25 protein-coding genes and 2 tRNA genes are annotated in these 26,304 nt (G+C 41.7%); 19 read left to right on the top strand and 8 right to left on the bottom strand.

All coding sequences use genetic code 11. The features are described 5' to 3' along the window. Positions 1-7: 7 nt before the first annotated feature. From WKT12_RS08835 to rprY, 4 genes are all read left to right on the top strand, one after another. A complete protein-coding gene (locus WKT12_RS08835; RefSeq protein ID WP_340319451.1) occupies positions 8-2,044 on the top strand; it encodes a M13 family metallopeptidase in 2,037 nt (678 codons plus the stop codon). A 255-nt stretch (positions 2,045-2,299) separates the two neighbouring features. Then, positions 2,300-4,459 carry an elongation factor G gene (locus tag WKT12_RS08830; protein WP_340319450.1) on the top strand — a complete coding sequence of 720 codons (2,160 nt, stop codon included), beginning with the start codon at positions 2,300-2,302 and terminating at the stop codon, positions 4,457-4,459. A 267-nt stretch (positions 4,460-4,726) separates the two neighbouring features. Continuing rightward, positions 4,727-6,265, top strand: a complete 1,539-nt coding sequence (locus tag WKT12_RS08825) for a sensor histidine kinase (RefSeq protein ID WP_340319449.1) — start codon at positions 4,727-4,729, stop codon at positions 6,263-6,265. Position 6,266: 1 nt separating this feature from the next. After that, positions 6,267-6,965, top strand: a complete 699-nt coding sequence (gene rprY, locus WKT12_RS08820; protein WP_021970280.1) for a response regulator transcription factor RprY — start codon at positions 6,267-6,269, stop codon at positions 6,963-6,965. Between the two features lie 85 nt (positions 6,966-7,050). On the opposite strand, the gene WKT12_RS08815 is transcribed toward rprY, so the two are convergent. Both WKT12_RS08815 and WKT12_RS08810 read right to left on the bottom strand, forming a co-directional pair. Then, complete coding sequence (locus WKT12_RS08815) at positions 7,051-7,227, bottom strand: hypothetical protein (protein WP_021970279.1); 177 nt, start codon at positions 7,225-7,227, stop codon at positions 7,051-7,053. Positions 7,228-7,330: 103 nt separating this feature from the next. Next, positions 7,331-7,777: a MarR family winged helix-turn-helix transcriptional regulator gene (locus tag WKT12_RS08810; RefSeq protein WP_021970278.1), complete on the bottom strand. Its 447-nt coding sequence runs from the start codon at positions 7,775-7,777 to the stop codon at positions 7,331-7,333. Positions 7,778-7,961: 184 nt separating this feature from the next. Here WKT12_RS08810 and rpsF point away from each other — a divergent pair, with 184 nt between their 5' ends. Genes rpsF through rplI form a run of 3 tightly spaced genes read left to right on the top strand, consistent with a single transcriptional unit; the run spans position 7,962 to position 9,050 of the window. Beyond that, positions 7,962-8,309, top strand: a complete 348-nt coding sequence (rpsF, locus tag WKT12_RS08805) for a 30S ribosomal protein S6 (RefSeq protein WP_294596355.1) — start codon at positions 7,962-7,964, stop codon at positions 8,307-8,309. A gap of 2 nt (positions 8,310-8,311) precedes the next feature. Further along, a complete protein-coding gene (gene rpsR / locus WKT12_RS08800; RefSeq protein ID WP_005841178.1) occupies positions 8,312-8,581 on the top strand; it encodes a 30S ribosomal protein S18 in 270 nt (89 codons plus the stop codon). Between the two features lie 19 nt (positions 8,582-8,600). Next, positions 8,601-9,050: a 50S ribosomal protein L9 gene (gene rplI, locus WKT12_RS08795; protein WP_340319448.1), complete on the top strand. Its 450-nt coding sequence runs from the start codon at positions 8,601-8,603 to the stop codon at positions 9,048-9,050. Positions 9,051-9,667: 617 nt separating this feature from the next. On the opposite strand, the gene WKT12_RS08790 is transcribed toward rplI, so the two are convergent. Then, entirely contained in the window at positions 9,668-9,868 is a 201-nt protein-coding gene (locus WKT12_RS08790) for a PG1828 family lipoprotein (RefSeq protein ID WP_021970764.1), read from the bottom strand. Between the two features lie 323 nt (positions 9,869-10,191). Here WKT12_RS08790 and mtaB point away from each other — a divergent pair, with 323 nt between their 5' ends. The 6 genes from mtaB (at position 10,192) to WKT12_RS08760 (ending at position 15,101) form a co-directional block, all read left to right on the top strand. Next, positions 10,192-11,508, top strand: coding sequence for a tRNA (N(6)-L-threonylcarbamoyladenosine(37)-C(2))-methylthiotransferase MtaB (mtaB, locus tag WKT12_RS08785; protein ID WP_340319447.1), 1,317 nt, complete (start codon positions 10,192-10,194; stop codon positions 11,506-11,508). After that, the gene (locus WKT12_RS08780; RefSeq protein WP_340319446.1) at positions 11,505-12,530 is read left to right on the top strand and encodes a glycosyltransferase family 2 protein; all 1,026 of its coding nucleotides are present in this window, start codon (positions 11,505-11,507) and stop codon (positions 12,528-12,530) included. The genes mtaB and WKT12_RS08780 overlap by 4 nt, the downstream gene beginning before the upstream one ends. A 137-nt stretch (positions 12,531-12,667) precedes the next feature. Further along, complete coding sequence (folD, locus tag WKT12_RS08775) at positions 12,668-13,549, top strand: bifunctional methylenetetrahydrofolate dehydrogenase/methenyltetrahydrofolate cyclohydrolase FolD (protein WP_340319445.1); 882 nt, start codon at positions 12,668-12,670, stop codon at positions 13,547-13,549. Positions 13,550-13,681: 132 nt separating this feature from the next. Next, positions 13,682-13,755 (top strand) — tRNA-His (locus WKT12_RS08770). 36 nt (positions 13,756-13,791) lie between these two features. Beyond that, positions 13,792-13,865: transfer RNA gene (locus WKT12_RS08765), tRNA-His, on the top strand. Positions 13,866-13,970: 105 nt separating this feature from the next. Further along, entirely contained in the window at positions 13,971-15,101 is a 1,131-nt protein-coding gene (locus WKT12_RS08760) for a hypothetical protein (RefSeq protein WP_021970776.1), read from the top strand. Between the two features lie 23 nt (positions 15,102-15,124). Here the strand turns inward: WKT12_RS08760 and WKT12_RS08755 are convergent, their stop codons facing one another. After that, positions 15,125-16,324, bottom strand: a complete 1,200-nt coding sequence (locus tag WKT12_RS08755) for an MFS transporter (protein ID WP_021970777.1) — start codon at positions 16,322-16,324, stop codon at positions 15,125-15,127. A 113-nt stretch (positions 16,325-16,437) separates the two neighbouring features. After that, positions 16,438-17,457: a phenylalanine--tRNA ligase subunit alpha gene (locus WKT12_RS08750; protein WP_021970778.1), complete on the bottom strand. Its 1,020-nt coding sequence runs from the start codon at positions 17,455-17,457 to the stop codon at positions 16,438-16,440. A gap of 152 nt (positions 17,458-17,609) precedes the next feature. On the opposite strand from WKT12_RS08750, the gene WKT12_RS08745 reads away from it, so the two are divergent. The 3 genes from WKT12_RS08745 to WKT12_RS08735 are packed head-to-tail and all read left to right on the top strand — an operon-like array spanning position 17,610 to position 20,319. After that, positions 17,610-18,467 carry a DUF4348 domain-containing protein gene (locus WKT12_RS08745; protein ID WP_340319444.1) on the top strand — a complete coding sequence of 286 codons (858 nt, stop codon included), beginning with the start codon at positions 17,610-17,612 and terminating at the stop codon, positions 18,465-18,467. 51 nt (positions 18,468-18,518) lie between these two features. After that, positions 18,519-19,529 carry a UDP-N-acetylmuramate dehydrogenase gene (gene murB, locus WKT12_RS08740; RefSeq protein ID WP_340319443.1) on the top strand — a complete coding sequence of 337 codons (1,011 nt, stop codon included), beginning with the start codon at positions 18,519-18,521 and terminating at the stop codon, positions 19,527-19,529. 16 nt (positions 19,530-19,545) lie between these two features. Beyond that, positions 19,546-20,319 (top strand): MBL fold metallo-hydrolase, encoded by a 774-nt coding sequence (locus WKT12_RS08735; protein WP_340319442.1) that lies wholly within the window; start codon positions 19,546-19,548, stop codon positions 20,317-20,319. Between the two features lie 128 nt (positions 20,320-20,447). On the opposite strand, the gene nth is transcribed toward WKT12_RS08735, so the two are convergent. Next, on the bottom strand, positions 20,448-21,095 hold the full coding sequence (nth, locus tag WKT12_RS08730) for an endonuclease III (RefSeq protein ID WP_340319441.1): 648 nt from the start codon (positions 21,093-21,095) through the stop codon (positions 20,448-20,450). A 38-nt stretch (positions 21,096-21,133) separates the two neighbouring features. Then, positions 21,134-22,180 (bottom strand): magnesium/cobalt transporter CorA, encoded by a 1,047-nt coding sequence (gene corA / locus WKT12_RS08725; RefSeq protein ID WP_021970783.1) that lies wholly within the window; start codon positions 22,178-22,180, stop codon positions 21,134-21,136. A 156-nt stretch (positions 22,181-22,336) separates the two neighbouring features. Between corA and WKT12_RS08720 the strand changes: the two genes are divergently transcribed. From WKT12_RS08720 to queF, 3 genes are all read left to right on the top strand, one after another. Then, on the top strand, positions 22,337-23,023 hold the full coding sequence (locus WKT12_RS08720; RefSeq protein WP_340319440.1) for a queuosine precursor transporter: 687 nt from the start codon (positions 22,337-22,339) through the stop codon (positions 23,021-23,023). Position 23,024: 1 nt separating this feature from the next. Further along, on the top strand, positions 23,025-23,684 hold the full coding sequence (gene queC, locus WKT12_RS08715) for a 7-cyano-7-deazaguanine synthase QueC (RefSeq protein ID WP_340319439.1): 660 nt from the start codon (positions 23,025-23,027) through the stop codon (positions 23,682-23,684). A gap of 77 nt (positions 23,685-23,761) precedes the next feature. Next, a complete protein-coding gene (gene queF, locus WKT12_RS08710; protein ID WP_340319438.1) occupies positions 23,762-24,217 on the top strand; it encodes a preQ(1) synthase in 456 nt (151 codons plus the stop codon). A gap of 174 nt (positions 24,218-24,391) precedes the next feature. On the opposite strand, the gene WKT12_RS08705 is transcribed toward queF, so the two are convergent. Then, positions 24,392-26,269, bottom strand: coding sequence for a DNA polymerase III subunit gamma/tau (locus WKT12_RS08705; RefSeq protein ID WP_340319437.1), 1,878 nt, complete (start codon positions 26,267-26,269; stop codon positions 24,392-24,394). Positions 26,270-26,304 lie beyond the last annotated feature (35 nt).

Below are 26,304 nucleotides of genomic sequence, written 5' to 3'. Positions count from 1 at the left end.
AATGCTTATGAAAACAAAACATTTTGCTGCTGTGGCAGTGCTCGTTGCTGCTGCCATGACAAGTTGCGCCGGACAAAAGGAGGCTAAAAGCACTTCTGGCATTGACTTGGCAAATCTTGATACTACAGTTTCTGCAAGTCAGGATTTCTATCATTATGCGTGTGGTGGCTGGATGAAAAATCATCCTCTGACAGCTGAATATTCTCGCTATGGCACATTCGAAGTACTGATTGAAAATAATCGCAAGCAGTTGCAGGAGCTTATTGAGGGCTTGGCTTCCAAACAAAATGAACAGGGAACATTGGCTCAGAAGATTGGTGATGTATACAATCTGGCAATGGATAGCGTGACTCTGAACAAGGAGGGTATGAATCCGATTAAGCCGGAACTGGATAAGATTGCTGCTCTGAAAGACCGGAAGGAAATTGTTCCGATGATGGTAGAGCTGTTGAACTGTGGTATCGGTACTTATTTTTCAAGTTTTGTTTATGCCGATCCGAAGAACAGTGATGTAAATATGTTCCAGATAAGCCAAGGTGGATTTAATTTGGGTGAAAAGGAATATTATCTTGATAACGATAGTGCAACTGTCAATGTGCGTGAAAATTATAAGAAATACATTTCTAAGCTCTTTACTTTGGCAGGTTTCTCTGAAGCTGAGGCTCAGCAGAAAATGGCAGATGTAATGGAAATAGAAACTTCTATCGCTAAAGAAGCTTTCAGTGCTGTACAGCAGCGTGATCCGGAAGCTAACTATCATAAGATGTCTTACGCTGATTTAAAGAAGACGTTTGCAGGTATCGACTGGGATGCTTATTTGAAGGGTTTAGGCATTAAGGAAGTTACTGAACTGAATGTAATGCAGATAGAACCTCTGAAAGAAGTTGAAAAACTGATTAATACATTGCCTGTATCTAAGCATATCTCTTATTTGCAGTATAATTTGCTGGATGCTGCTGCTCCTTATCTGAGTGATGATTTTGTATCTGCTCGTTTTGATTTCTATGGTAAGGTGTTGTCTGGACGTCAGCAAAATTCTCCTCGCTGGAAACGTGCTGTCAGTGCTGTAGAAAATATGTTGGGTGAGGCTGTAGGACAAATGTATGTAGAAAAGTATTTCCCTGCAGCAGCCAAAGAACGTATGGTTAAGCTGGTAAAGAATTTGCAGGAAGCTCTTGGAGAACGTATTCAGGCTCAGGAATGGATGAGCGACAGCACCAAGATGGTTGCTCAGGAAAAACTGGCTGCTTTCCATGTAAAAGTGGGATATCCTGATAAATGGAAAGATTATTCAAATCTGGAAATCAAGAAGGATTCTTACTGGGCTAACGCTTGCCGTGCTAACAAATGGGGACTGGATGATATGTACAGCCGTCTTGGCAAGCCAGTCGACAAGGATGAATGGCTGATGACACCTCAGACTGTAAATGCTTATTATAATCCTTCTACAAATGAAATTTGTTTCCCTGCCGGAATTCTGCAATATCCGTTCTTCGATATGAATGCTGATGATGCATTCAATTATGGTGCTATCGGTGTGGTTATCGGTCATGAAATGACTCACGGGTTCGATGACCAAGGTCGTCAGTACGATAAGAACGGTAACTTGACCGACTGGTGGGCTAAAGGAGATGCAGAACGCTTTGATGCTCGTGCAAAAGTGATGGTTGATTTCTTCAATAACATCGAAGTATTGCCGGGACTGAAAGCAAATGGTGAATTGACATTAGGTGAGAATCTTGCGGACCATGGAGGTCTGAATGTTTCATTCCTCGCATTCCAGCATGCCATGAAGGAAAATCCTCTGGGCGATATTGATGGATTTACTCCGGAACAGCGTTTCTTCTTGGCTTATGCTACAGTATGGGCTGCCAATATTCGTGATGAGGAAATTCGTTCTCGTACAAAGTCGGATCCTCACTCTTTGGGTGAATGGCGTGTAAACGGTGCTCTGCCTCATATTCAGGCTTGGTACGATGCTTTCCATATCACTCCGGAAAGTCCGATGTACATTGCACCTGAAAAACGTGTAAATATTTGGTGATGTAGTATTTTTCCATGTCTTTAGAAGGTCATGCTTTGGCAACTGTTTAGTTCGCTGCGGCGTGACCTTTTTTATTGTTTCGTTGGGATGTTGGCGAAAAGAAGCATCGAAGCAGATGTTTTCTGTCTAAAAACATAGTTTAGTAACACGAATGAATTTGTTGCATTTCTGCTCATTAATTTCTAATTTGCGCATCACTATGTAAGAGATATGAAAAGCATATCCTTTTGTTCAATAATTAAATCTTGAAATACCATGAAAGTATATCAGACCAACGAAATCAAAAACATTGCCCTGCTTGGCAATGACGGATCAGGTAAAACCACCCTCACAGAAGCGTTGCTCTATGAGAGTGGTATTATAAAACGTCGCGGCAGAATCACTGCCAAAAATACAGTCAGCGACTATTTTCCGGTAGAGCAGGAGTATGGTTACTCGGTCTTCTCTACCGTTTATCATGTAGAGTGGAATGGCAAAAAACTGAATATCATCGACTGTCCGGGAAGTGATGACTTTGTGGGAGCTGCTATTACAGCATTGAACGTTACGGATACGGCTATTTTATTGTTGAATGGTCAGTATGGTCCCGAAGTAGGTACACAGAATCATTTCCGTTATACAGAAAAGCTGGGTAAACCGGTTATCTTCCTGGTTAACCAGCTTGATAGTGAAAAATGTGATTTCGACCATGTATTGGAACAGTTGAAAGAAAATTACGGTTCTAAAGTTGTTCCGGTTCAGTATCCGTTGGCTACCGGACCCGACTTCAATTCGTTGATCGATGTACTTTTAATGAAAAAATATTCGTGGGGTCCTGATGGTGGTGCTCCGACTATTGAAGAAATTCCGGCTGAAGAAATGGATAAAGCTCAGGCTTGGCACAAAACGTTGGTTGAGGCTGCAGCCGAACACGATGAAAGCTTGATGGAAAAGTTCTTCGATTCGGAATCGTTGACCGAGGACGAAATGCGTGAAGGTATCCGTAAGGGACTGGCTGCACGTGGTATGTTCCCTGTGTTCTGTGTATGTGCCGGTAAGGATATGGGCGTTCGCCGTCTGATGGAGTTCTTGGGCAATGTAGTTCCATTTGTTGATGAAATGCCGGTTGTTCATAATACTCGTGGCGTTCCTGTACCTCCTGATGCCAACGGACCTACTTCCTTGTATTTCTTTAAGACAGCCGTAGAACCGCATATCGGAGATGTACAGTATTTTAAAGTTATGAGTGGTGTGGTACACGAAGGTGATGATTTGAGCAATGCTGATCGTGGCTCAAAGGAACGTATGGCCCAGCTTTATGTATGTGCCGGTGCTAATCGTGAAAAGGTAGATGAACTTCGTGCTGGTGATATTGGTTGTACGGTGAAACTGAAAGATGTGAAGACTGGAAATACCTTGAATGGCAAAGATTGTGAGAATCGCTTTAATTTCATTAAATATCCGAATCCGAAATATACTCGCGCTATCAAGCCTGTAAATGAAGCTGATACAGAGAAAATGATGGCTGTATTGAACCGTATGCGTGAAGAAGATCCGACATGGGTTGTAGAACAGTCTAAAGAGTTGAAGCAGATTTTGGTACATGGTCAAGGTGAATTCCATTTGCGTACATTGAAATGGCGTTTGGAAAACAACGAAAAACTTCAGGTACAGTTCTATGAGCCGAAGATTCCTTATCGTGAAACTATTACAAAGGCAGCTCGTGCTGATTACCGTCATAAGAAGCAGTCGGGTGGTGCCGGACAGTTTGGTGAGGTTCATTTGATTGTAGAACCTTATTATGAAGGTATGCCTGCTCCTGAAGTCTATAAGTTTAATGGACAGGAATTCAAGATAAATGTAAAAAGTTCTGAAACAATAGACTTGGAATGGGGCGGTAAATTGGTATTTGTTAACAGTGTGGTAGGTGGAGCCATTGATACTCGCTTCATGCCTGCTATTCTGAAAGGTATCATGAGTCGTATGGAACAAGGACCTTTGACTGGTTCGTATGCCCGTGATGTGCGTGTCATCGTTTATGACGGTAAGATGCATCCGGTAGATTCTAATGAAATATCTTTCATGCTGGCCGGTCGTCATGCTTTCAGCGAAGCCTTTAAAAATGCAGGTCCTAAGATTCTGGAACCTATTTATGATGTAGAAGTATTTGTTCCGAGCGATAAGTTGGGCGACGTAATGAGTGATATGCAGGGACGTAGAGGTATGATCATGGGTATGAGCAGTGAAAAAGGTTATGAAAAGCTGGCTGCTAAGGTTCCATTGAAAGAAATGTCTAATTATTCTACGGCTTTAAGTTCTTTGACGGGAGGTCGTGCTTCCTTCATTATGAAATTTGCAAGTTATGAACTTGTACCGACCGATGTTCAGAATAAGTTGATGAAGGAATTCGAAGAACAAGAAAAAGAAGAAGCATAAACTTTCTAGTTGTTGTTTTTATAGGTTGCAAAGGTCGCATTTCTTAAAAATGCGGCCTTTTTTATTTAACGAAGCTTAAACAATTAGCTTACTTTGTTTGTTATTAATTTAAAATTTCATTATTTTTGCACTAAGACCACGGAAAACGTGATGTGAGGTTTAAAAAATAACATGTAAATCTTCTGATTTTGTTAATATAAGAGAATCGCGGATTAAAACATGTTAAGCAGAGTATCTCGTAAATGATAGCCGTTTAAATTTGCCTCCATGAAAAAGTCAACTATTTGGATATTAGGTATTGTAATGGGGCTTTCTTTTCTAAGTTTGCTTTATTTGCAGGTGAGCTATATAGAAGAGATGGTCAAGATGCGTAAGGAACAGTTCGAAGAGAATGTAGGACGAAGCCTTGCCCAGGCTGTGCATAACCTGGAATTAGTAGAAACTAAAAAATATTTGGAAAAAGATGTTGTTGCTACCGAACGTGCGGCACAGCTTTCCCAGCAGTTTCAAGGACAGCATCAGTCGCAGTCGAGTGGAAGTGTGCTGATTGGGTCTTCCGATGGAAGTACGATTTCTACTTTCGAATGGAAAACGGTGATAAATCGTCCTTCGAGCATTCCCAAAGAGATTATTTCGACGGGAAAGAATATTCCTCAGACTTCTCGTACATTGCAGGAAATCGTAAAGGAACGTTATATCTATCAGCGTGCTTTGCTGAATGAGGTTGTTTACAATATTCTTTATACGGCGAGCGACAAGCCGCTGAAGGAACGCGTTAACTTTAAACAACTGGATTATTTTTTGAATTCGGAATTGAAGAACAACGGAGTAGATATTCCTTATCATTTTACGGTGACCGACCGTGATGGAAAAGAAATTTATCGTTGCTCGGATTATGAATACGATAATGAGAAAGTTTATTCTCGGTTGCTTTTTGAAAAAGATCCTCCAGCTAAGATGGGATTTGTAAATGTATTCTTCCCGACAATGGACAATTACATTTTCAGTTCTGTACGGTTTATGATTCCGTCTATCATCTTTACGCTGGTGTTGCTGGTGACATTTATCTTTACCATTTATATTATCTTCCGCCAGAAGAAACTGACCGAGATAAAGAACGATTTCATCAATAATATGACGCATGAGTTCAAGACACCTATTTCGACAATATCTCTGGCTGCACAAATGTTGAATGATCCGGCAGTGGGTAAATCTCCTGCCATGTTCAAGCACATTTCGGGAGTGATAAACGACGAAACCAAGCGCTTGCGCTTCCAAGTAGAAAAAGTGCTTCAGATGTCTATGTTCGAGCGTCAGAAAGCTACCTTAAAGAAGAAAGAGGTTGATGCCAACGAGTTGATTTATGGAGTAACCAATACCTTCCGTTTGAAGGTAGAGAATTGTAACGGTACCTTGGATGTAGCACTTGATGCGGATGACCCATTTGTTTATGTAGATGAGATGCATTTTACGAATGTAATTTTCAACCTTTTGGATAATGCATTGAAGTACAAGAAACCGGATGTCAATATCCATTTGAAAGTTCGTACTTGGAATGAATCGGGAAAGCTTCATATATCGATAGAGGATAATGGTATCGGTATCAAGAAAGAAAACCTGAAAAAAATATTTGAAAAGTTCTACCGGGTTCATACTGGCAATTTGCACGACGTAAAAGGCTTTGGTTTGGGCTTGGCCTATGTGAAGAAGATCATCACAGATCACAAGGGAACGATACGTGCCGAAAGTGAACTGAATGTGGAAACTAAATTTATAATTGTATTACCTTTATTTAAAGAAGATTGATATGGACGAAAAATTGCGTATTTTGTTATGCGAAGATGATGAGAATCTTGGCATGCTGTTAAGAGAATATTTGCAGGCAAAAGGATATTCGGCAGAGTTGTTTCCCGATGGAGAAGCCGGCTTTAAGGCCTTTTTGAAGAATAAGTATGATTTGTGTGTGCTCGATGTTATGATGCCGAAGAAAGACGGTTTTACTTTGGCTCAGGAAATCCGTCAGGCTAATGCTGAGATACCTATCATTTTCCTTACTGCAAAAACATTGAAGGAAGATATTCTGGAAGGATTCAAAATTGGTGCAGACGATTATATAACAAAACCTTTCAGTATGGAAGAGCTGACTTTCCGTATTGAAGCTATCCTGCGTCGTGTACGTGGTAAACGTAATAAGGAAAGCAACATGTACAAGATCGGTCGCTTTACATTCGATACACAGAAACAGATTCTGTCAATCGGTGACAAGCAGACCAAACTTACTACCAAAGAATCTGAATTGCTGGGACTGCTTTGTGCACATGCCAACGAGATTCTGCAGCGCGACTTTGCCTTGAAGACTATCTGGATAGACGATAATTACTTCAATGCCCGAAGCATGGATGTATATATTACCAAATTGCGTAAGCATTTGAAAGATGACGATTCTATCGAAATCATTAATATCCACGGTAAGGGTTACAAACTGATTACTCCCGAACAAGAATGATAGTAATGGAAAGCTATAGAAATAAAAAAGCCTGAATTCTTTTAGAACTCAGGCTTTTTTATTTCTTTTCCGGATTGACTCAGTATTAGTCGGCAATACGTCTGTTTAGGACGATATAGGAAATTAATCCAACGATAATGAGAATCAGAGAAGTTGCTAAAATCGAATTGTTGTTTACGTTGCCTCCAAAGTAGCAAGCAATCAGGATTACTGCTCCGATTACAACCAGTATCAATCCTAAATTCTTTAATAAGCTTTTCATGTGTGTCTTCTATTTTATGGTTTATTTTTTCTTGGTTACAAATTAAAGGATAATTCTTGTATTGAAGAAATTATTTGATGAAAAAAAATAAAAAAGCTTACTATTAGTCTTTTGTATTGGTGAAGATTTTACGGAGAACTTCCTGGCTTACTCGCAATTCTTCCAGTGTTAGTCCATGAAGTGCTTCTTTAAGGGTTTTGTTGGCAATGAAGCGTGCCTTTTCTTCCAGTTCTTTGCCGGTTTTTGTCAGGTGAATCAGGTTGGTACGCCGGTCTCTTTTGTCGGATATACGCACTACCAGATGCTGACGTTCCATATTGTCGATTAAACGTGTCATGCTGGGTTTGTCCTTGAAAGTAGCATTACACAGTTCCTGCTGCGTTACACCGTCCTTTTCCCACAAGAACAATAATACCGTCCATTGTTCTGGTGTTATGTCCATTCCGTTCTGACGGAAGTTACGACTCAGCTTGCGGTTGATTGCAGCCGAAACCTTTCCGTTTAGTATAGCAAAAATAAGCTGTATGTCAAAATTGAACTGTTCTATCATCTAATTATTGTTTAAGCAACTATGCAAATATACGATACTTTTACCATATATAGTATAAGAAAATGTCTTAAAATAACATTCTTTATCATATAAAAAGAGCGCAATGATTTGTATATTAGAGAAAAAGTCGTAACTTTGCGCCGCATTTGAAAATTTATTATTAATATTTTAATCAACGAATAGTATGAATCAATACGAAACCGTTTTCATTTTAACTCCCGTTTTATCTGATGTTCAGATGAAGGAAGCGGTAGAAAAGTTCAAAGCTATCCTGACAGGAGAAGGTGCGGAGATCATTAATGAAGAAAACTGGGGATTGAAGAAATTGGCTTATCCAATTCAGAAGAAATCTACAGGTTTCTATCAGCTGATTGAGTTTAAAGCAGAACCGTCGGTAATCGAGAAACTCGAAGTAAACTTCCGTCGTGACGAACGTGTTATCCGTTTCTTGACTTTCAAGATGGATAAATACGCTGCAGAATACGCTGCTAAGAGAAGAAATGTTAAATCAACTAAAAAGGAGGAAAACTAATCATGGCACAGCAACAATCAGAAATCAGATATTTAACTCCGCCTTCAGTAGACGTTAAAAAGAAAAAATACTGCCGTTTCAAAAAGAGTGGTATTAAGTATATCGACTACAAAGATCCTGAATTCCTGAAGAAATTCTTGAACGAACAGGGAAAGATCCTTCCGCGCCGTATTACAGGTACTTCATTGAAGTTCCAGCGTCGTATTGCGCAGGCTGTTAAGAGAGCTCGTCACTTGGCTTTGCTGCCTTTCGTAACTGATATGATGAAATAATTAAAGGAGGAATAAGAGTATGGAAATTATTTTGAAAGAAGACGTAGTTAACTTGGGCTACAAGAATGATATTGTAACCGTTAAGTCAGGTTATGGTCGTAACTATCTTATTCCGACAGGCAAAGCAGTTATCGCTTCTCCGGCTGCTAAGAAAATGCTGGCTGAAGAATTGAAACAGCGTGCTCACAAATTGGAAAAGATTAAGAAAGATGCTGAAGCAGTTGCAGAATCTTTGAAGGATGTATCTTTGAAGATCGCTACAAAAGTTAGCGCTACAGGTGTTATCTATGGTTCAGTAGGTAATATTCAGATTGCTGAAGAACTTGCTAAATTGGGTCACAACATCGATCGTAAGATTATCGTTGTTAAGGATGCAGTTAAGGAAGTTGGTCACTACAAAGCAATCGTTAAACTTCATAAGGAAGTTTCTGTTGAAATTCCTTTCGAAGTTGTTGCAGAAGAAGCTTAATTTTGCAGTCTGTAAATACTTGATAAGATCCCGAGTAGATATTTGTTCTACTCGGGATTTCTTTTTTTTGTAGTTTTTTCTCTTCTGCTGGTAGGGGATAGAAAATTGGGTTTTCTGTCTTTGGGAATGATTTCTGGTGATTGCGGAGGAAGATGGTGGCTCTCGTCTTTTCTCTTGGGATTTTTCTTCTTTTCTTATTACATGTTCAAGAAAATCTCCTGACGTTTTCGGAAAATTTGTACAAAAAGAAATATTTTTTGTACAAAAAATATTTTTAGGACAGCAGGTTCCGACGGAGTGAATATGGCACTTTATGAAATGAGTGCAGGAGTCTTATGTGCATGCTGGGATATTACCCTGTGTCGTTTTAGGTAAGATTGCTCTTTATGCTACATGAAGTGTGAGTTGTAGGGACGGAAGTAGAGTTTATTGTACCGGCAACATGGGACGTTTGAAGTGTTGCGGGGTAGCCTGTGAAAGGCGATGAGATTGAGCCATGAAATCTTTTTCGTGAAAAGATGGCTCAACTATCAGGAGAGAGGAAACGTATGGGTATAAAAAAAAGTCTGAATGCTTGCGCATGCCAGACTTTCAATTCTCTCGAATGTTGTTCGAAATTATTCAGCTACTACTGCTGCAGAATCAACTGCTGCTGAGTCAGCTACAACTGCTGTAGAGTCAACAACCGGAGCTGCTTCTTCTACTGTTTCAACTGCTGCTGTTGAGTCAGCTGCTTCTTCACTGTTAGCTGCTTTGTTACCACATGATGCGAAAGATACAGCAGCGAATGCTACGAACAAAAATACTAATTTTTTCATTTTCTTTGCTTTTTTAAATCTGTAATACTTATGTTGTTTTCTTAAAACGATGCAAAGATATAGACTTTTTTAATACGTTGTTCTCTTTGGAGCGTTTTTTTTCAAAAAAAATATGTTTTTAAATAGTTTTCTTCATAAAAGATGTTTTCTGGCGCGGAAAATACGTAGATAATGCGTATATTTAAGACGATTTTCCCTTTTTCCTTAGAGTTAGCGCGGGTTTCCGGTGAAGAAATCCTTTTTTTGTTCCTATCTTTGGGTAAGATAGGATGCGCTTCAGATAATAATGCGTAACTTTGCAATTCGAATCATTATATTAAGGTATGACAGATACAACTATTTTTCAGAATAAAAAAGCTGTTTATTATACATTGGGCTGCAAACTGAATTTTGCAGAAACCTCCACTATCGGTAAAACATTAAAAGAGGCAGGTGTACGTACTGCACGCAAGGGCGAACAAGCGGACATTTGTGTGATTAATACCTGCTCGGTTACTGAAATGGCAGATAAGAAATGCAGGCAGGCCATTCATCGTCTGGCTAAGGCTCATCCGGGAGCCTTTATTGTGGTGACAGGATGCTATGCACAGTTGAAGCCGGGGCAGGTAGCAGATATAGAGGGAGTAGATTTGGTGTTGGGCGCCGAGCAGAAAGGCGACCTGATGAAATATCTGGGTAATCTGGAAAAGCATGAACATGGGGAAGCGATTACTACGGCTACTAAGGATATACGTACGTTTGTGCCTTCGTGTTCCAGAGGTGACCGTACCCGCTATTTCCTGAAGGTACAAGACGGATGCGATTATTTCTGCTCTTATTGTACCATTCCGTTTGCGCGTGGAAGAAGTCGTAACGGGAAGATTGCCGATCTGGTAGAACAGGCTCGTCAGGTAGCTGCTGAAGGAGGCAAGGAAATAGTCCTGACAGGTGTCAACATCGGTGATTTCGGAAAAACTACGGGTGAAAGTTTCTTTGATCTGGTAAAAGCACTCGACGAGGTGGAAGGAATCGAACGTTATCGTATTTCGTCTATTGAGCCCAATTTGCTGACTGATGAGATTATAGAATATGTGGCCCGTTCACGCCGTTTTATGCCTCACTTCCATATACCTCTACAGTCGGGATGCGATGAAGTCTTGAAGCTGATGCGTCGTCGCTATGATACTGCACTTTTTGCACACAAGATACAGAAGATTAAATCGCTGATGCCCGATGCCTTTATCGGCGTGGATGTGATTGTGGGTACACGAGGCGAAACTCCGGAGTATTTTGAACAGGCTTATGAATTTATACGCAGTCTGGATGTTACTCAGTTGCATGTGTTCAGCTATTCGGAGCGTCCCGGAACACAAGCTCTGAAGATTGACTATGTGGTATCTCCCGAAGATAAGCATCAGAGAAGTCAGCGTCTTCTGGCTTTGTCGGATGAAAAGACCAGGGCTTTCTATGCACGTCATATCGGGCAGGAGGCAACTGTGTTGATGGAACATTCCAAGGCAGGTGCTCCGATGCATGGATTTACGTCCAATTATATACGCGTGGAATTGAATCACAACGACGATTTGGATAATCATTTGATACATGTTCGGCTGGGCGATTTCAATGAAGATGGTACCGCGCTGAAAGGAACAATTATATGAACAAGGTTTCTGTAGTTATCTTAAATTGGAACGGGGCTGATATGCTTCGCAGGTTTCTTCCTTCTGTCCTGATCTGTTCGGCTGGCGACGGGGTAGAGGTCTGTGTGGCAGACAATGGTTCTTCCGATGATTCCTGCCGGATGCTGGAGCAAGAGTTTCCGGCAGTCCGTCTGATCCGCCTGGATCGGAATTACGGCTTTGCCGATGGTTACAATAAAGCTTTCGAGCATGTGGACGCCGAATATGTTGTGCTGCTCAACAGCGATGTAGAAGTTGCTCCCGGATGGTTGGCACCGATGGTGAAATATATGGATGTTCATCCGGAAGTTGCAGCCTGTCAGCCTAAACTGCTCGACTGGAAGCGGAAGGAATACTTTGAATACGCTGGAGCTGCGGGAGGGTTTATCGACCGCTATGGCTATCCGTTCTGTCGCGGGCGTATCTTCGAGGTCGTAGAAAAAGATAAAGGACAGTACGATGCCCCCGTTTCTGTATTTTGGGCAACGGGAGCTGCGTTGTTTATCCGGCTGGATAAATACCGCGAAGTAGGCGGTCTGGACGGACGTTTCTTTGCCCACATGGAAGAGATTGATTTGTGCTGGCGTTTGCGAAGCCGTGGCTATAAACTGGTTTGCCTGCCCGAGAGTGTCGCCTGGCATGTAGGAGGTGCTACGTTGAAAAAGGAAAATCCTCGAAAGACATTTCTGAATTTCCGCAATAACCTGCTGATGCTGTATAAAAACCTTCCGCCGGAAGAATTGAGGCCAGTGATGAGGGTTCGTGCTTGTCTGGATTATGTGGCTGCATGTGTCTTTTTACTGAAGGGTGATTGGGCAAATTTTCGTGCCGTAATACAGGCAAGAAAAGAATATGCCCGCTTGCGTCCGCAGTTTAAAGCCGACAGACAGGAAAACCTGGACAAGGCAGTTGGCTTTAATGTGTCGGGGCGTTTTCCGTTCAGTATTTTATGGCAGTCGAAATTACTGGGGCATAAGAAATATTCGGATCTGCCGTTAAAATAAAAAATGGCAGGCATATTGATGGAAGATAAAACAAATCTGTTAATAAAATATAAACGCAGAATCCATCCCTGCCAAGCGCCGTCGAAAAATCGTACATTTGTTAATACTATGAACAACCTAATATTGCAGTTTGTATTATGACATTGATAAATGGAAAAGAGGTTTCGGAACAGGTTAAGCAAGAAATTGCTGCCGAGGTAGCCGATATTGTTGCCCATGGAGGCAAGCGTCCGCATCTGGCTGCGGTTTTGGTGGGACACGATGGAGGAAGTGAAACGTATGTTGCCGCAAAGGTTAAGGCATGTGAAGTCTGCGGTTTCAAGTCTACCCTCATCCGTTACGAAAGCGATGTAACTGAAGAAGAGCTGCTGGCAAAAGTACGCGAGTTGAATAATGATCCCGATATTGACGGATTTATCGTACAGTTGCCTCTGCCCAAGCATATCTCCGAACAGAAAGTGATCGAAACAATAGACTATCGGAAGGACGTAGATGGTTTTCATCCTATCAACGTAGGACGATTGTCGATTGGTCTTCCTTGTTATGTATCGGCTACTCCAAATGGAATTTTGGAATTGCTGAGACGTTATAACATCGAAACTCAGGGTAAAAAATGCGTGATACTGGGAAGAAGCAACATCGTAGGCAAGCCGATGGCTATGCTGATGATGCAGAAGGCCTATCCGGGCGATGCTACGGTTACGGTTTGTCACAGCCGTAGCAAAGATCTTGTTAAGGAGTGCCGTGAAGCAGATATCATCATTGCTGCGATGGGACAGCCCAACTTCGTAAAAGCCGACATGGTAAAAGAAGGTGCCGTAGTGATTGACGTAGGCACTACGCGTGTACCTGATGCAACAAAGAAGTCAGGCTTTAAGCTGACAGGCGACGTGAAATTCGATGAAGTTGCTCCTAAATGTTCGTACATCACTCCGGTTCCGGGAGGAGTAGGACCGATGACCATCGTATCGTTGATGAAGAATACGTTGCTTGCCGGAAAGAAGGCTATTTACAAGTAATAAGTAAAAGGCCTTAAAAGAGGCTGGTTAAAGTGCAAAGTATACTTTTATTGAAAATTTTTGCCCAAACTATTTGCATATTCAAAATAAATGTATACCTTTGCACTCGCTTTTGAAAGGATAATCAACATGGTGACTATAGTTCAGTTGGTTAGAGCGTCAGATTGTGGTTCTGAATGTCGTGGGTTCGAGTCCCACTAGTCACCCTTTCATTAAAGCAGCCATACATTATAATTTATATGGTGACTATAGTTCAGTTGGTTAGAGCGTCAGATTGTGGTTCTGAATGTCGTGGGTTCGAGTCCCACTAGTCACCCATCTGAAAAGGAAGCGGTTCTCAGCATGAGAATCGCTTTTTTATTTCTCCGATTTTGCACTTTTTAATTATTTATTTATATTTGCATAAAAAATATAAATTACTATGAAGCTGCGTACGGTCGGTAAATTAGGAGTAATACTTTCCATTATATTATTCTGTATTGGGGTTGGGCTTTACAGTTTTGCCCGTCTGAGTTTTGCAGAGAGTGGAAAGGAGACTGACGTGCTGGCTTCTGTCCCTTCCGATTGTATCGGCCTTCTGGAAACGGATAATATAGAGTTTATTGTCAATGTTTTCCCTCAAACTACGTATGCCGGTCAACTGGACACATTGCAACGCAGTGGTCTTCTGTCGGTTATCGGAAATGATCTGGCTCCCTATGTCCTTAATAATGCCCACGATTTGCACAATCGGATGGATTATATGATGGTCAGTTTTCATGCACCGGCTTCTCCAAGAAATTTGGTTATTTATTTTAAGACCAATGAACCGGGGAAGAAGTTTGTGCGTGAGATGGTGCGTAAGAGGGGAATAAACTTTAAGCCTAAAAAGGTGTCATACCGTGGTAAGTCTATTGATATTTATCCGGTAAATAACGGCGATTTCGTTTCCATTTATAATGGAAAAGGTTTTTTGGCTGTCAGCTATCAGAAATCTTTGATAGAAAAGGTTATCGATGCAGAGAAGGACAAAACCTCCCTGCGTCAGGATGAGGGGTTTACGGCGGTGGCACATACCAAGACCGCTAATTTTCTGACTCTTTACGGGCATACGGCTTCTGTTCCTTTGCTGGCTGGTGATAGTACAGTGTGCTGGAGTGAGTTTGATATCCACCTGAGTAGTGAGGTTTTCTATTTAAGCGGTTCTATGTATGCTCCCGATTCATGTATGCATCAGATTGAAGAGCGGATGAAGAATATCCAGACGCATGCAGAAGATAGCATTCTGATTTTATCCGGACAGGAAAAGGTTGATTCTTGTATATCGAAGGTAGCGGTCGCCCCCCACCACACATTGTTCGATGAATGTGTTTCAAATCTGTCGCGTGATGCTTCGTTTATTATGGTGGCAGACATGGATAAGATTGCTCAGAATCTGAATGCTTATAAAGACTATCTGCCTGCCTTTATTTACGATCATGTAGAATTGTTCCGCTCGTTTATATTGTCAGTTCAGGTAACGAACGTAAATGGAAAACTTTCGCATATTTTTGTCTTTACGTACAAAGAATAGAAAGACATTCCTGTTGCCGGACTTTAGCGCAGTTTGTTCTTTATGAAGTGCGGGCCTGCTTTAAAGCGGAAATAAAACAAGGAAACTACTGTCAGGATGGCGCCAAACAGGTAGGCAATGCGGAAAGAAGCAATTTCTGCAATATATCCTCCACTTAGCATTCCTATGCCAAGCCCTACATCCCATGACGTTAGATAAGTACTTGTTGCTGTTCCTCGCTGGCTGTTTGGAGCCAGGTTAACAAATAATGTATTGTATGCAGGAAACATTGTTCCGAATCCTATACCTAATAATAAGGAAATCAGGAAAAACAGAATTGTGGTAAAGGTGCTGTTCCAGTCGATGAGCCAGCCACATGCCGTGAGTCCGAAGTAACACAGGCAGACCAGGTAGAGCCCTGCCGAAATAACTTGTGTAATCATGCCTTTGTCTACGAGGCGTCCGCTGAACAGACGGCTGATGGCCATTCCTACTGCCATCAGGGTAAAGAAGAAACCTGTTTCGGTTGTGAGTCCTATCTGTTTGGCATACATAGCCACATAATTTGTCGTCATACCGTAAGGTATGGATAACAAGAGCAGGCTGAAGCCGGCAGGAAGACCTTTCAGCAGAATAAAGCGGTCCAGCGAAATTGGTTCTCTTTTTACGGGAGGCTTATAGGGAGTCTTTACCAGTGTAGCAGCTATGAAGCCCAGTATGCACGATCCGAGAGAATAAGAAAAAATCGTTGTATAGGAAGCTCCTCCGCTATGCAGGAATAATCCAAACATCGGACCGATGGACATGGCAAGATTGTTGGCCAGTCCGTAATAACCCAATCCTTCTCCACGCCGGCTGGAAGGCATAATATCGATGACGACGGTATTTCCTCCTACAGTAACCATTCCAAAGGATATGCCGTGTACGATACGGAATATAATGAACAGAGTCAGTAGTCCGGCAATCATATATCCGGCAAAAATCAGTGTAAAGATAAAATAAGCCAGCAGATAGAGTGGTTTACGTGCAAACGTATCCAGAAAGTAACCCGAAAAGGGGCGGATGCAGAGAGAAGAAATAGTATAGCAAGAAAGTACTATACCGATTGTCGCATTTGAAGCGTTGAATATTTCCGATAGGTAAAAGGGGAGAACGGGTGTCAGTAGCCAGAAACCGAAATACAACAGAAAATTGGCTGCCAGTATGCAACAATAACTGGGTGTGACAAGACGTTCCTTTTCCATATCCTCTTAATTTTATTTTTGAAAAACGCGGATTAACATAGACTTTCATTCACCTTTATCGGCGTATCTGAAAATCTGCGTTAATCCGCGTTTCTTGTTTGCTGTATATTAAATTAGTTTGCTGCTTCGAATTCTTCAAGGAAACGAGTATCGTTTTCCGAGAACATACGCAAGTCTTTTACTTTATATTTCAGGTTGGCGATACGTTCAACTCCCATACCGAAGGCATAACCCGTGTATACTTTGCTGTCGATGCCATTAGCTTCCAGAACAGCCGGGTCTACCATACCGCATCCTAAGATTTCTACCCATCCGGTATATTTACAGAAAGGACATCCTTCTCCACCGCAGATGTCACAACTGATATCCATTTCTGCGCTGGGTTCAGTAAATGGGAAGTATGAAGGGCGCAGACGGATTTTTGTTTCAGGTCCGAACATTTCTTGTGCAAACTGGAGCAATACCTGTTTCAGGTCGGTAAACGAAACATTCTTGTCGACATACAGACCTTCTACCTGATGGAAGAAGCAGTGAGCACGGTAACTGATTGCTTCGTTGCGGTATACACGTCCCGGACAGATAACTCGGATAGGAGGCTGTGAAACTTCCATTACTCGACTCTGAACAGATGATGTATGTGTACGCAAGATAATGTCTGGATGGCTTTCGATGAAGAAAGTATCTTGCATGTCGCGTGCCGGATGATCTTCAGGGAAGTTCATCGACGAGAATACATGCCAGTCGTCTTCAACTTCAGGACCGTCGGCGATTGTGAATCCCAGACGATTGAAGATATTGATGATTTCATTGCGGACGATGCTTAACGGATGTCTTGTTCCCAGTTCAATAGGATAAGCTGTACGTGTAAGATCAAGTTCGGCAGAACTGTTGTCCTGACACTCGAAAGCTTCTTTCAAGCTGTTGATACGTTCTTGAGTACGGTTCTTCAACTCGTTCAGTTTCATACCCACCTCTTTTTTCTGTTCGGCAGGAACGTTGCGGAAATCTGCCATCAGTGCATTGATTACACCTTTTTTACTTAAATATTTGATGCGCAGGGCTTCCAGCTCTTCTGCGTTCGAAGCTGTCAAGCCTTCCACTTCTTGAAGTAACTGTTCTATTTTTGCTAACATATTCTTCTTTTTATTATTTTCTTGTGCGCAAAGGTAAGGATTTAAACTGAAATTTTGTCTTTTTAAGCTCATAAAAAAGAAAACTGTATATGTTTTATTTGTTGAATGAAAAAAAGACGTATTTTTGCACGTGATTTTTCAGAAGCACTAAGATGAAAAAAGTTTTATTTGGGTGTTGTGTACTTATGCTGGCAGCCTCTTGTGGGGGAGGAAAGAAAAAAATGGATCCTTTTGATGCTTTAACTAAACAGATTGATTCGCTGGCTGTTGGCACCGATACATTACAGAAAGAAACTCCGGAGGTAGAAGATGTAGTTCCGGCTACAGCCGATGAGAGTTTCGCCGATTTCTTTTATAATTTTGCTTCCGATGCACGTTTCCAGCGTTCACGGATAAAATTTCCTATACCTTTTTATAAGGGTGAGCAGGTAGAGCGTATGTCGAAAGATAAATGGGTGTATGATCCGTTGTTTAGCCGTGATCCGGTCTATACCGTATTGTTCGATAAGGAAGAGGATATGGAGATGGAAAAAGATACAGCCATACATAGCGTGCAGGTAGACTGGATTTATCTGAAGGATCGGAAGGTTAAACGCTACTATTTTGAACGTGTTGCCGACTGTTGGTATCTGGAAGCTATCAATAAGGAAAAGCTGGCTTCGGCATCCGAAGGACGTGAAGATTTTTTTGACTTTTACAATCATTTCGTCAATGATTCCATTTTTCAGCGTGAACGTTTACATGACCCACTTGGTTTTGTTACGGTCGATCCAGAAGATGAGTTTCAAATTCTTGAAACAACTCTTGATGAAGGACAATGGTTTTCTTTCCGCCCGCCGATGCTGAAAGAGCGTTTGACAAATGTGCATTATGGACAAGAGGAGGTAGCTGACACGGACCAGAAAATTATCGAATTCAAGGGATTTGGTAATGGCTTCAGCAATACACTTTACTTTGAGTATCGTGGTGGAAAGTGGATGCTGATGAAGTTTGAAGACTTGAGTGACTGATTCGCTGGGCTTTTTAGGAAAGTAGAACTTATTTTTATTATAAAAACAGATATGAAAGAACTGAAAGACTATTCTCTTTTGCATCATAATACGTTCGGCATGGATGTATATGCGGCGTATTTTGTGGAATATGGTTCGGAAGATGAACTTTGTACTTTCTTGAAGCAGAAGAGTTATAAGCTTCCGTTGTTGCATATCGGAGGAGGAAGTAACCTGCTCTTTTCGGGTAATTTTGAGGGAACTGTACTCCATTCAGCCATTAAGGGCTATGAAATTGTAGCCGAAACTTCTGACACTGTCGACGTACGAGTCGGAGCAGGGGAAGTGTGGGATGACTTTGTAGCGTATACCGTACAACATAACTGGTATGGAGCTGTAAATCTGTCGTTGATACCGGGTGAAGTAGGTGCTTCGGCTGTTCAGAATATTGGTGCATACGGTGTGGAGGCTAAAGATTTGATAGTCGCTGTCGATACGGTATGTGTAGATACCGGAGAATTTCGTCGGTTTACCAATAAGGAATGTGAGTATGCTTATCGTAAAAGCATTTTCAAATTGGACCTGAAGGGGAAATATATAGTAACGTATGTGACTTATCGTTTGCATAAGCAGCCCGTATGGCATTTAGACTATGGAAATATTCGTACGGAACTGGAAAAAGAAGCATGTCCGCTGACCTTAGAGAACTTGCGTCGTATAGTAATCCGTATTAGGGAAGACAAACTTCCGGATCCAGCCCAAACGGGAAATGCTGGAAGTTTCTTTATGAATCCGGTTATCCCCAAAGAGCAGTTTGAGGCTTTGCGGCGGACTTATCCTGATATGCCTTCTTATCCGGCTGGTGAAAACTTTGTGAAAGTTCCTGCCGGATGGATGATAGAACGATGTGGCTGGAAAGGCAAATCGTTGGGGCACGCAGGTGTTCATAGTCGCCAGGCACTGGTGCTGGTTAATTTGGGAGGAGCTACAGGGCAGGAAGTTATGCATCTTGCGAATGCCGTAGTTGCTTCCGTAAAGGAGAAATTCGGTATAGATATTTATCCTGAAGTGAATTATATTTAAGATACTTGATAACACGATGAAAGTAACAGTATTAGGTAGCGGAACATCTACAGGTGTACCTCAAGTGGGATGTACATGTCCGGTATGTACCAGTACTGACCCGCGCGACAATCGTCTGCGCTGTTCTGGTTTGGTAGAAACGGATGGGGTACGTATTTTGATAGATTGCGGACCAGATTTCAGGCAACAAAGTCTTGGTGTAAAAAAGTTCCTGCCTATTGATGGAGTCTTGATAACCCATGAACATTACGATCATGTGGGAGGGTTGGATGATCTTCGTCCGTTCTGTAGCTTTCGGGATGTACCTGTATATGCAGAGAAATATACAGCCGACCGCCTGCAAAAGCGTATGCCTTATTGTTTTGTAGAGCATACCTATCCGGGAGTACCCAGTATCCCGCTTTCTGTGATAGAACCATACAAGACTTTTCAGGTTACTAACCTGTCGGGAAAGTCGGTAGATGTGATCCCATTCAGAGTGATGCATGGTAAGTTACCAATTATGGGATATCGTATAGGTAATGTAGCTTGGATTACAGATATGCTGACTATGCCTGATGAATCGTATGAAGTGCTGAAAGGATTGGATTACTTGTTTATGAATGCACTGCGCATCGAACCCCATTGGACGCATCAGTCGCTTTCGGAAGCGTTGGAACAAGCAGTACGTATAGGAGCAAAAGAAACTTATTTTATACATATGAGTCATCAGATGGGATTGCATGCCGAAGTAGAGAAGCTGCTTCCTGAGCATGTACATCTAGCATACGATGGACTTGTAATAGATTAAGAGAGAGCGGTAAAGCTCTGATGTATTTTATAATATAAGCCATATCGGTACTGTAAAGTAGTGATATGGCGTTTTTTTATGTATATAGTTCTCTTTTCCACTGTTGGGTATTGGCTTTGTGATGGAGCTTATTTGATTTTGCTGTTTAGTGATTCCTTACAGATTCCATTTAGTCCGCATTCTTCACATTTGGGATTGCGTGCTGTACACACATATCTGCCGTGTAATATCAGCCAGTGATGTGCCGTTGGAATAAGTTCTTTAGGAATATATTTTACTAAATACTTTTCGGTAGCCAGAGGGGTAGTACAAGTTTTCGGAACCAGTCCGATGCGATGACTTACGCGGAATACATGTGTGTCGACGGCCATTGCAGCTTTATTGAATACTACACTTTGTATTACGTTGGCTGTTTTTCTTCCTACTCCGGGCAGTTTTATCAGGTCTTCCAGCGTATTGGGCACTTCACTCTGAAAGTTCTTAACTAACATTTGCGCCATGCCTACCAGATGTTTTGCTTTGTTGTTTGGGTAACTTACACTACGTATATATTCGTATACGACTTCAGGTGTTGTGTTGGCTAAAGCTTCCGGAGTAGGACAGGCTTCGAACAAGGGCGGAGTGATCATATTGACTCGCTTGTCCGTACACTGCGCACTCAGTATCACTGCTATCAGTAACTGGAAAGGATTTTCATAGTGTAACTCTGTTTCAGCTACAGGAATAGCTTGTTTGAAATAAGCGATAGCCCGATTGTATAATTCTTGTTTTCTCATGTCTTTGCGATATAAGTTGAAATACAATAGTTGTTAGTTTAATACCATCTTTTATGCTTGAAATAGAAATACACAATGACTCCCACAACGATCATCAGTCCCCATGCCAAAAAGTACCCGTATTTCCATCCCAATTCCGGCATCCATTGAAAATTCATTCCCCATATTCCTGCCAGAAACGTCAAAGGTATGAAAATAGTAGAAACAATAGTAAGCTGTTTCATTATGCTGTTCATTCGCTGGTCATTGTTTGCCAGATACAAATCTACCATGGCAGAAAGTAAATCGCGACATCCTTCCAGTGTTTGCAATACAAATTGCAAGTGATCGTTTACGTCGCTGAAGAACGGACGGTTTGCCTTATGCAATAGTTGGTTTTCGGTATGGAACAATTTGTTTATCTGTTCTTTCAGTGGGAAAATACTTTTTTTTATCAATCGGTAGTTTCTACGGTAAGATTGTATTTCTTCTATACCCGGTTGTTTTTCGGGGATAGGAGAGAGCGGGGAGAGAAACTGTTCTTCCAAGTCTTCCAGGTCATCTTCCATTTTAGAAATGAGCGACATAAAACTTGCCATAACGCTGTTTAGTATGACACTCAGCAGAAAGTCTGACTGCCTGTTTCTGATTTTCAAGACGTTCTTTTCCAGTGCAATATTTATTTCATTGAAGAAGTCTGTTTCTTTCTCGGCAAAGGTCAGTACAAAGTCTTTTCCTTGTACGATACAAAGCTGTTGGGGGATAAGTTCATTCTCTGCTGTCGGTGAGAGTTGTTTCAGAATAACTACATTATAAGTTTCATGTTCCTCTATCTTTGTCAGATGTTCTGAGTTTAATAAATCCTGCGTAGTGAGGAAGTCTATATTAAAATGGCTGCACAGCTGATGTATTGTTTCTGTGTTTTGCAAGCCATGTACTTGTATCCAGTTGATGCAATCTGTCTTGAGTTGAGAGATTATCTCTTGCAGGTCACCGCGACAGACCTGTGTTCCTTCGGCGTTATAGCTACATAGGTGTAGATGAGTAGGAGTTTCACTTTCTCCTATATATTTCAGCTTTTCGCTGAGTAAGTTATTCTTTGCCATGTCAGGATGAATTTAGTATGCACAAATATAAGTGTTTATTTGTAAATCGGCAAAAAGTTTGTACCTTTGCGCCCAATTAAAAACAAGAGAACATTAACATGCGATGCCGTGAATAACGGCCGTGTATTCTAGAACACCACGTAAAAAACAGGAGCGATGAAAAAAGAAAATCTCGTATCAGTACCTTTTATGGTTTTGGGTATTGTGTTTTGTGTCTGTCTGGTTGCAGCCAATCTTTTAGAAACCAAAGTAGTTCAGTTAGGTCCGATTTCTGTTACTGCCGGACTGATTGTATTTCCAATCTCTTATATTATTAATGACTGCATAGCCGAAGTATGGGGCTTTCGTAAGGCGCGCCTTATCATCTGGATGGGTTTCCTTATGAACTTCATGGTAGTGGCGATGGGACAGATTGCCGTAGCTTTGCCGGCAGCACCTTTCTGGGAAGGCGAGGATGGCTTTAATTTTGTATTTGGAATGGCACCCCGTATCGCTGTAGCCAGCCTTCTTGCGTTTTTAGTCGGTTCGTTTATCAACGCATACGTTATGAGTCGTATGAAGATAGCATCACATGGAAAAAACTTTTCTGCGCGTGCCATTCTTTCGACTGTTTTTGGCGAAAGTGCCGATTCACTGATTTTTTTTCCATTGGCATTTGGCGGTTTGATGCCGGTGTCCGAATTGGGTAAAATGATGCTGGTACAGGTAGTTCTTAAAACTATGTATGAAGTAATCATTCTGCCTATCACTATTCGTATAGTCAAATACATTAAGCGCGTGGACGATAGTGATGTATACGATGAACATATTTCTTATAATGTATTGAAAATAAAAGAAATTTAATATGAACAACGAAGCTGCACTGGTTGTCTTCAGTGGAGGACAAGACTCTACCACTTGCCTTTTCTGGGCAAAAAAACATTTTAAAAAAGTATATGCACTGAGCTTTATATACGGGCAGAAGCATGTAAAAGAGGTGGAACTGGCTCGTGAAATAGCACGTAAGGCCGAAGTGGAATTTGAAGCGATGGATGTATCTTTTATAGGTCATTTAGGTAAAAACTCGTTGACCGATACATCTATCCATATGGATGAAAAGAAGCCTGAAGGAACGTTCCCGAATACATTTGTCCCCGGCCGCAACCTTTTCTTCTTGAGTATAGCTGCTGTCTATGCCCGTGAGCATGGCATTAGTCATCTTGTGACAGGAGTATCTCAGACCGATTTCAGCGGATATCCTGATTGTCGGGATACATTCATCAAGTCATTGAATGTAACGCTGAATCTTGCCATGGAAGAACAATTCGTGATTCATACTCCTTTAATGTGGATTGATAAGGCGCAGACTTGGGCATTAGCTGATGAACTGGGAGTGCTCGATTTGATACGCCATGAAACGTTGACTTGTTACAATGGTATTCCGGGTGACGGTTGCGGGCACTGTCCTGCATGTACCTTACGTCGGGAAGGACTTGAAAAATATCTTGCCAGCAAGGAAAAATAAAATCGTTTCTCGTGAGTTGATTGATACATGCGCGAGCGAAAAAATGATGTTTTGGTTAAAATATTAGATTGTAGTATATGGAAAGAAAAGATGAACTGACAATATTGGGAAGAACTACTACTTATAAACAAGACTATGCTCCTGAAGTCTTGGAAGCATTTGTAAACAAGCACCCCGAGAATGATTATTGGGTACGTTTCAATTGTCCGGAGTTTACCAGTCTTTGCCCCATTACCGGACAGCCGGATTTTGCAGAAATTCGTATCTGTTACCTTCCCGATGTCAAGATGGTAGAAAGCAAGAGTCTGAAACTATATCTGTTCAGCTTCCGCAATCATGGTGATTTTCATGAAGACTGTGTAAACATTATCATGAAGGATCTTATTAAGCTGATGGATCCCAAGTATATCGAAGTAACCGGAATCTTTACTCCTCGTGGAGGAATATCTATTTATCCATATTGTAATTATGGACGTCCAGGAACGAAATACGAGAAATTGGCAGAATATCGTATGCAAAACCACGATCTTTAAATAAAGAATGATGATTGAAAGGGGGGAGAGAATGGGTAAAGATTTATAGAAAATTCAATCCGAACAGTATTCCCTTATTCAAAGCAAGAAAGGCTGTCTCGTCAAGACAGCCTTTCTTGCTTTATTAGGTAAGTACTATTTCTTACAGAACAGTCAGTCTTTGCTGCTGTTTCATTATGACAGTTCCAGTCCGAAAGTTTCTTTCAGTTTCAGCAGGCTGGGGTTCTTTTTGCTCATCATCTGGAAACGTTCTACATGGCTGTAGGCACGAATATTTTCATTTGCCGCACTGACACGGACCGTCATTTTTATTTTGCGGTTATGCAGTTGCTGACGCAGATGCTGCTCTATTTGCGGAGCCAGTTGCGTCATATACTTTTGTACCATATCATTGTCTACAGCAATTTCGAAAGTCGTCTGATCCTTCAGCAGATGAGGTTGCATATTCATCATGCGGGCTGCATTGGCAGCTTCTTCTTTGGGAAGCCTTGCTGCAAATTCACGCCAATAATAATTCAGGTCTTTTTCGTTGAAGATATAATCTTCGTAAGCTTGTTCTACTTGTTGTACAGGCGCATTCGCATTTGTGGTACTACTGTTTGCCGCAGGCTGTTGGGCAGATTGTCTTCGGATGGATATGCCGAAACTACCTGCTTTCATAACCGGAATTTTCTTCTCCGTATTTGTTTTCGGAAACGGATTCGGATGACCGGCAGGCGATGCAGCCGCAGCAGGAGCAGTTGTCTGCTGCTGAGTAGAAGGCTTATTAGTCACTTGCTGCTGTCCGGCAGGCTGGTTCTGAGATACTGTTGTATTATAATGTCCCGTTACTTCATGTGTAGCCTGCGGATATGCCTGATTAGCGCTTGCTTGTGCGGTATGATTGGTTTGCGCCTGATTGAAAACTGGTTTTAATGATTGCTTGGCAGGGCCTTGCCCACCACCGGAAATATCATTGTCGGCTGTCAGTTGTGCCAGTTGAATTAAAGTCAGTTCCACCAGCAGGCGTTTGTTTTTGCTCACCCGATAATTTAAATCGCAATCGTTGCACAACTTCATCGCTTTGTACAGAAACTGAGGACTGCATTTCTGTGCCTGTGCCTGATAGCGGCTGCGTATGGATGCACCTACTTCCAGCAGTTGCAGCGTTTCGGGATCACGGCTTACCAGCAAGTCACGGAAATGCGAAGTCAATCCCGTAATGAAATGGTTTCCGTCAAACCCCTTCTTCAGAACCTCATTGAATGTAAGCAGACAGTCGGAAACTCTGTTTTCCAGAAAAGCATCCGTCAGTTTGAAATAATATTCATAATCCAATACATTCAGGTTCTCTATCACACTTTGGTAAGTGATATGTCCGTTGGTAAAGCTGACCACCTGGTCGAAGATAGACAAGGCATCACGCATACCCCCGTCAGCTTTTTGTGCGATAACATTCAGCGCTTCCGGTTCCGCTTCGATATGTTCTTTCTTTGCCACGTTTTCCAGATGCTCTACCGTGTCGTTTACGCTGATACGGTTGAAATCGTATATTTGGCAACGGCTCAGAATTGTAGGAAGAATTTTATGTTTTTCGGTTGTGGCAAGAATGAATATGGCATGATGAGGCGGTTCTTCCAGCGTTTTCAGGAAAGCATTGAATGCAGCCTGAGAAAGCATGTGTACCTCATCGATGATATATACTTTATATTTTCCGATTTGTGGCGGAATGCGCACTTGTTCGATAAGTGAACGTATATCCTCTACCGAGTTGTTTGATGCGGCATCCAGTTCGTGGATGTTATATGAACGCTGTTCGTTGAAGGCACGGCACGATTCACATTCGTTGCAGGCTTCTCCATCGGCTGTAGGATGCAGGCAGTTGATTGTCTTGGCAAAAATTCGTGCACACGTTGTTTTTCCCACCCCTCGCGGTCCGCAAAACAGATAAGCATGCGCCAGCTTCTGGTTGGCAATCGCATTTTTCAGGGTAGTAGTCAGGGCGCGCTGCCCTACAACGGTATCGAATGTAGCGGGACGATATTTACGTGCCGATACGATATAATTCTCCATATGCCGATATAAGTGGTTAATTGTTTCTATGTTCG

Origin of the sequence: Phocaeicola sp. HCN-6420 (assembly GCF_037890145.1) — a bacterium.
Taxonomy (GTDB): domain Bacteria; phylum Bacteroidota; class Bacteroidia; order Bacteroidales; family Bacteroidaceae; genus Phocaeicola.
Note: the sequence above shows the minus strand (reverse complement) of the source record. Positions and strands in the feature narration are given on the sequence as shown.

Bases quoted from the DNA above. Each gene is read 5' to 3' on its own strand.
- WKT12_RS08760 (WP_021970776.1), top strand. From the start codon at position 13,971: ATGAAGCTGCGTACGGTCGGTAAATTAGGAGTAATACTTTCCATTATA.
- rpsF (WP_294596355.1), top strand. From the start codon at position 7,962: ATGAATCAATACGAAACCGTTTTCATTTTAACTCCCGTTTTATCTGAT.
- WKT12_RS08790 (WP_021970764.1), bottom strand. From the start codon at position 9,868: ATGAAAAAATTAGTATTTTTGTTCGTAGCATTCGCTGCTGTATCTTTC.
- WKT12_RS08780 (WP_340319446.1), top strand. From the start codon at position 11,505: ATGAACAAGGTTTCTGTAGTTATCTTAAATTGGAACGGGGCTGATATG.
- rplI (WP_340319448.1), top strand. From the start codon at position 8,601: ATGGAAATTATTTTGAAAGAAGACGTAGTTAACTTGGGCTACAAGAAT.
- WKT12_RS08755 (WP_021970777.1), bottom strand. From the start codon at position 16,324: ATGGAAAAGGAACGTCTTGTCACACCCAGTTATTGTTGCATACTGGCA.
- WKT12_RS08835 (WP_340319451.1), top strand. From the start codon at position 8: ATGAAAACAAAACATTTTGCTGCTGTGGCAGTGCTCGTTGCTGCTGCC.
- WKT12_RS08750 (WP_021970778.1), bottom strand. From the start codon at position 17,457: ATGTTAGCAAAAATAGAACAGTTACTTCAAGAAGTGGAAGGCTTGACA.
- WKT12_RS08830 (WP_340319450.1), top strand. From the start codon at position 2,300: ATGAAAGTATATCAGACCAACGAAATCAAAAACATTGCCCTGCTTGGC.
- rpsR (WP_005841178.1), top strand. From the start codon at position 8,312: ATGGCACAGCAACAATCAGAAATCAGATATTTAACTCCGCCTTCAGTA.
- murB (WP_340319443.1), top strand. From the start codon at position 18,519: ATGAAAGAACTGAAAGACTATTCTCTTTTGCATCATAATACGTTCGGC.
- rprY (WP_021970280.1), top strand. From the start codon at position 6,267: ATGGACGAAAAATTGCGTATTTTGTTATGCGAAGATGATGAGAATCTT.
- WKT12_RS08745 (WP_340319444.1), top strand. From the start codon at position 17,610: ATGAAAAAAGTTTTATTTGGGTGTTGTGTACTTATGCTGGCAGCCTCT.
- mtaB (WP_340319447.1), top strand. From the start codon at position 10,192: ATGACAGATACAACTATTTTTCAGAATAAAAAAGCTGTTTATTATACA.
- WKT12_RS08735 (WP_340319442.1), top strand. From the start codon at position 19,546: ATGAAAGTAACAGTATTAGGTAGCGGAACATCTACAGGTGTACCTCAA.
- queF (WP_340319438.1), top strand. From the start codon at position 23,762: ATGGAAAGAAAAGATGAACTGACAATATTGGGAAGAACTACTACTTAT.
- WKT12_RS08815 (WP_021970279.1), bottom strand. From the start codon at position 7,227: ATGAAAAGCTTATTAAAGAATTTAGGATTGATACTGGTTGTAATCGGA.
- folD (WP_340319445.1), top strand. From the start codon at position 12,668: ATGACATTGATAAATGGAAAAGAGGTTTCGGAACAGGTTAAGCAAGAA.
- nth (WP_340319441.1), bottom strand. From the start codon at position 21,095: ATGAGAAAACAAGAATTATACAATCGGGCTATCGCTTATTTCAAACAA.
- WKT12_RS08825 (WP_340319449.1), top strand. From the start codon at position 4,727: ATGAAAAAGTCAACTATTTGGATATTAGGTATTGTAATGGGGCTTTCT.
- WKT12_RS08810 (WP_021970278.1), bottom strand. From the start codon at position 7,777: ATGATAGAACAGTTCAATTTTGACATACAGCTTATTTTTGCTATACTA.
- queC (WP_340319439.1), top strand. From the start codon at position 23,025: ATGAACAACGAAGCTGCACTGGTTGTCTTCAGTGGAGGACAAGACTCT.
- WKT12_RS08705 (WP_340319437.1), bottom strand. From the start codon at position 26,269: ATGGAGAATTATATCGTATCGGCACGTAAATATCGTCCCGCTACATTC.
- WKT12_RS08720 (WP_340319440.1), top strand. From the start codon at position 22,337: ATGAAAAAAGAAAATCTCGTATCAGTACCTTTTATGGTTTTGGGTATT.
- corA (WP_021970783.1), bottom strand. From the start codon at position 22,180: ATGGCAAAGAATAACTTACTCAGCGAAAAGCTGAAATATATAGGAGAA.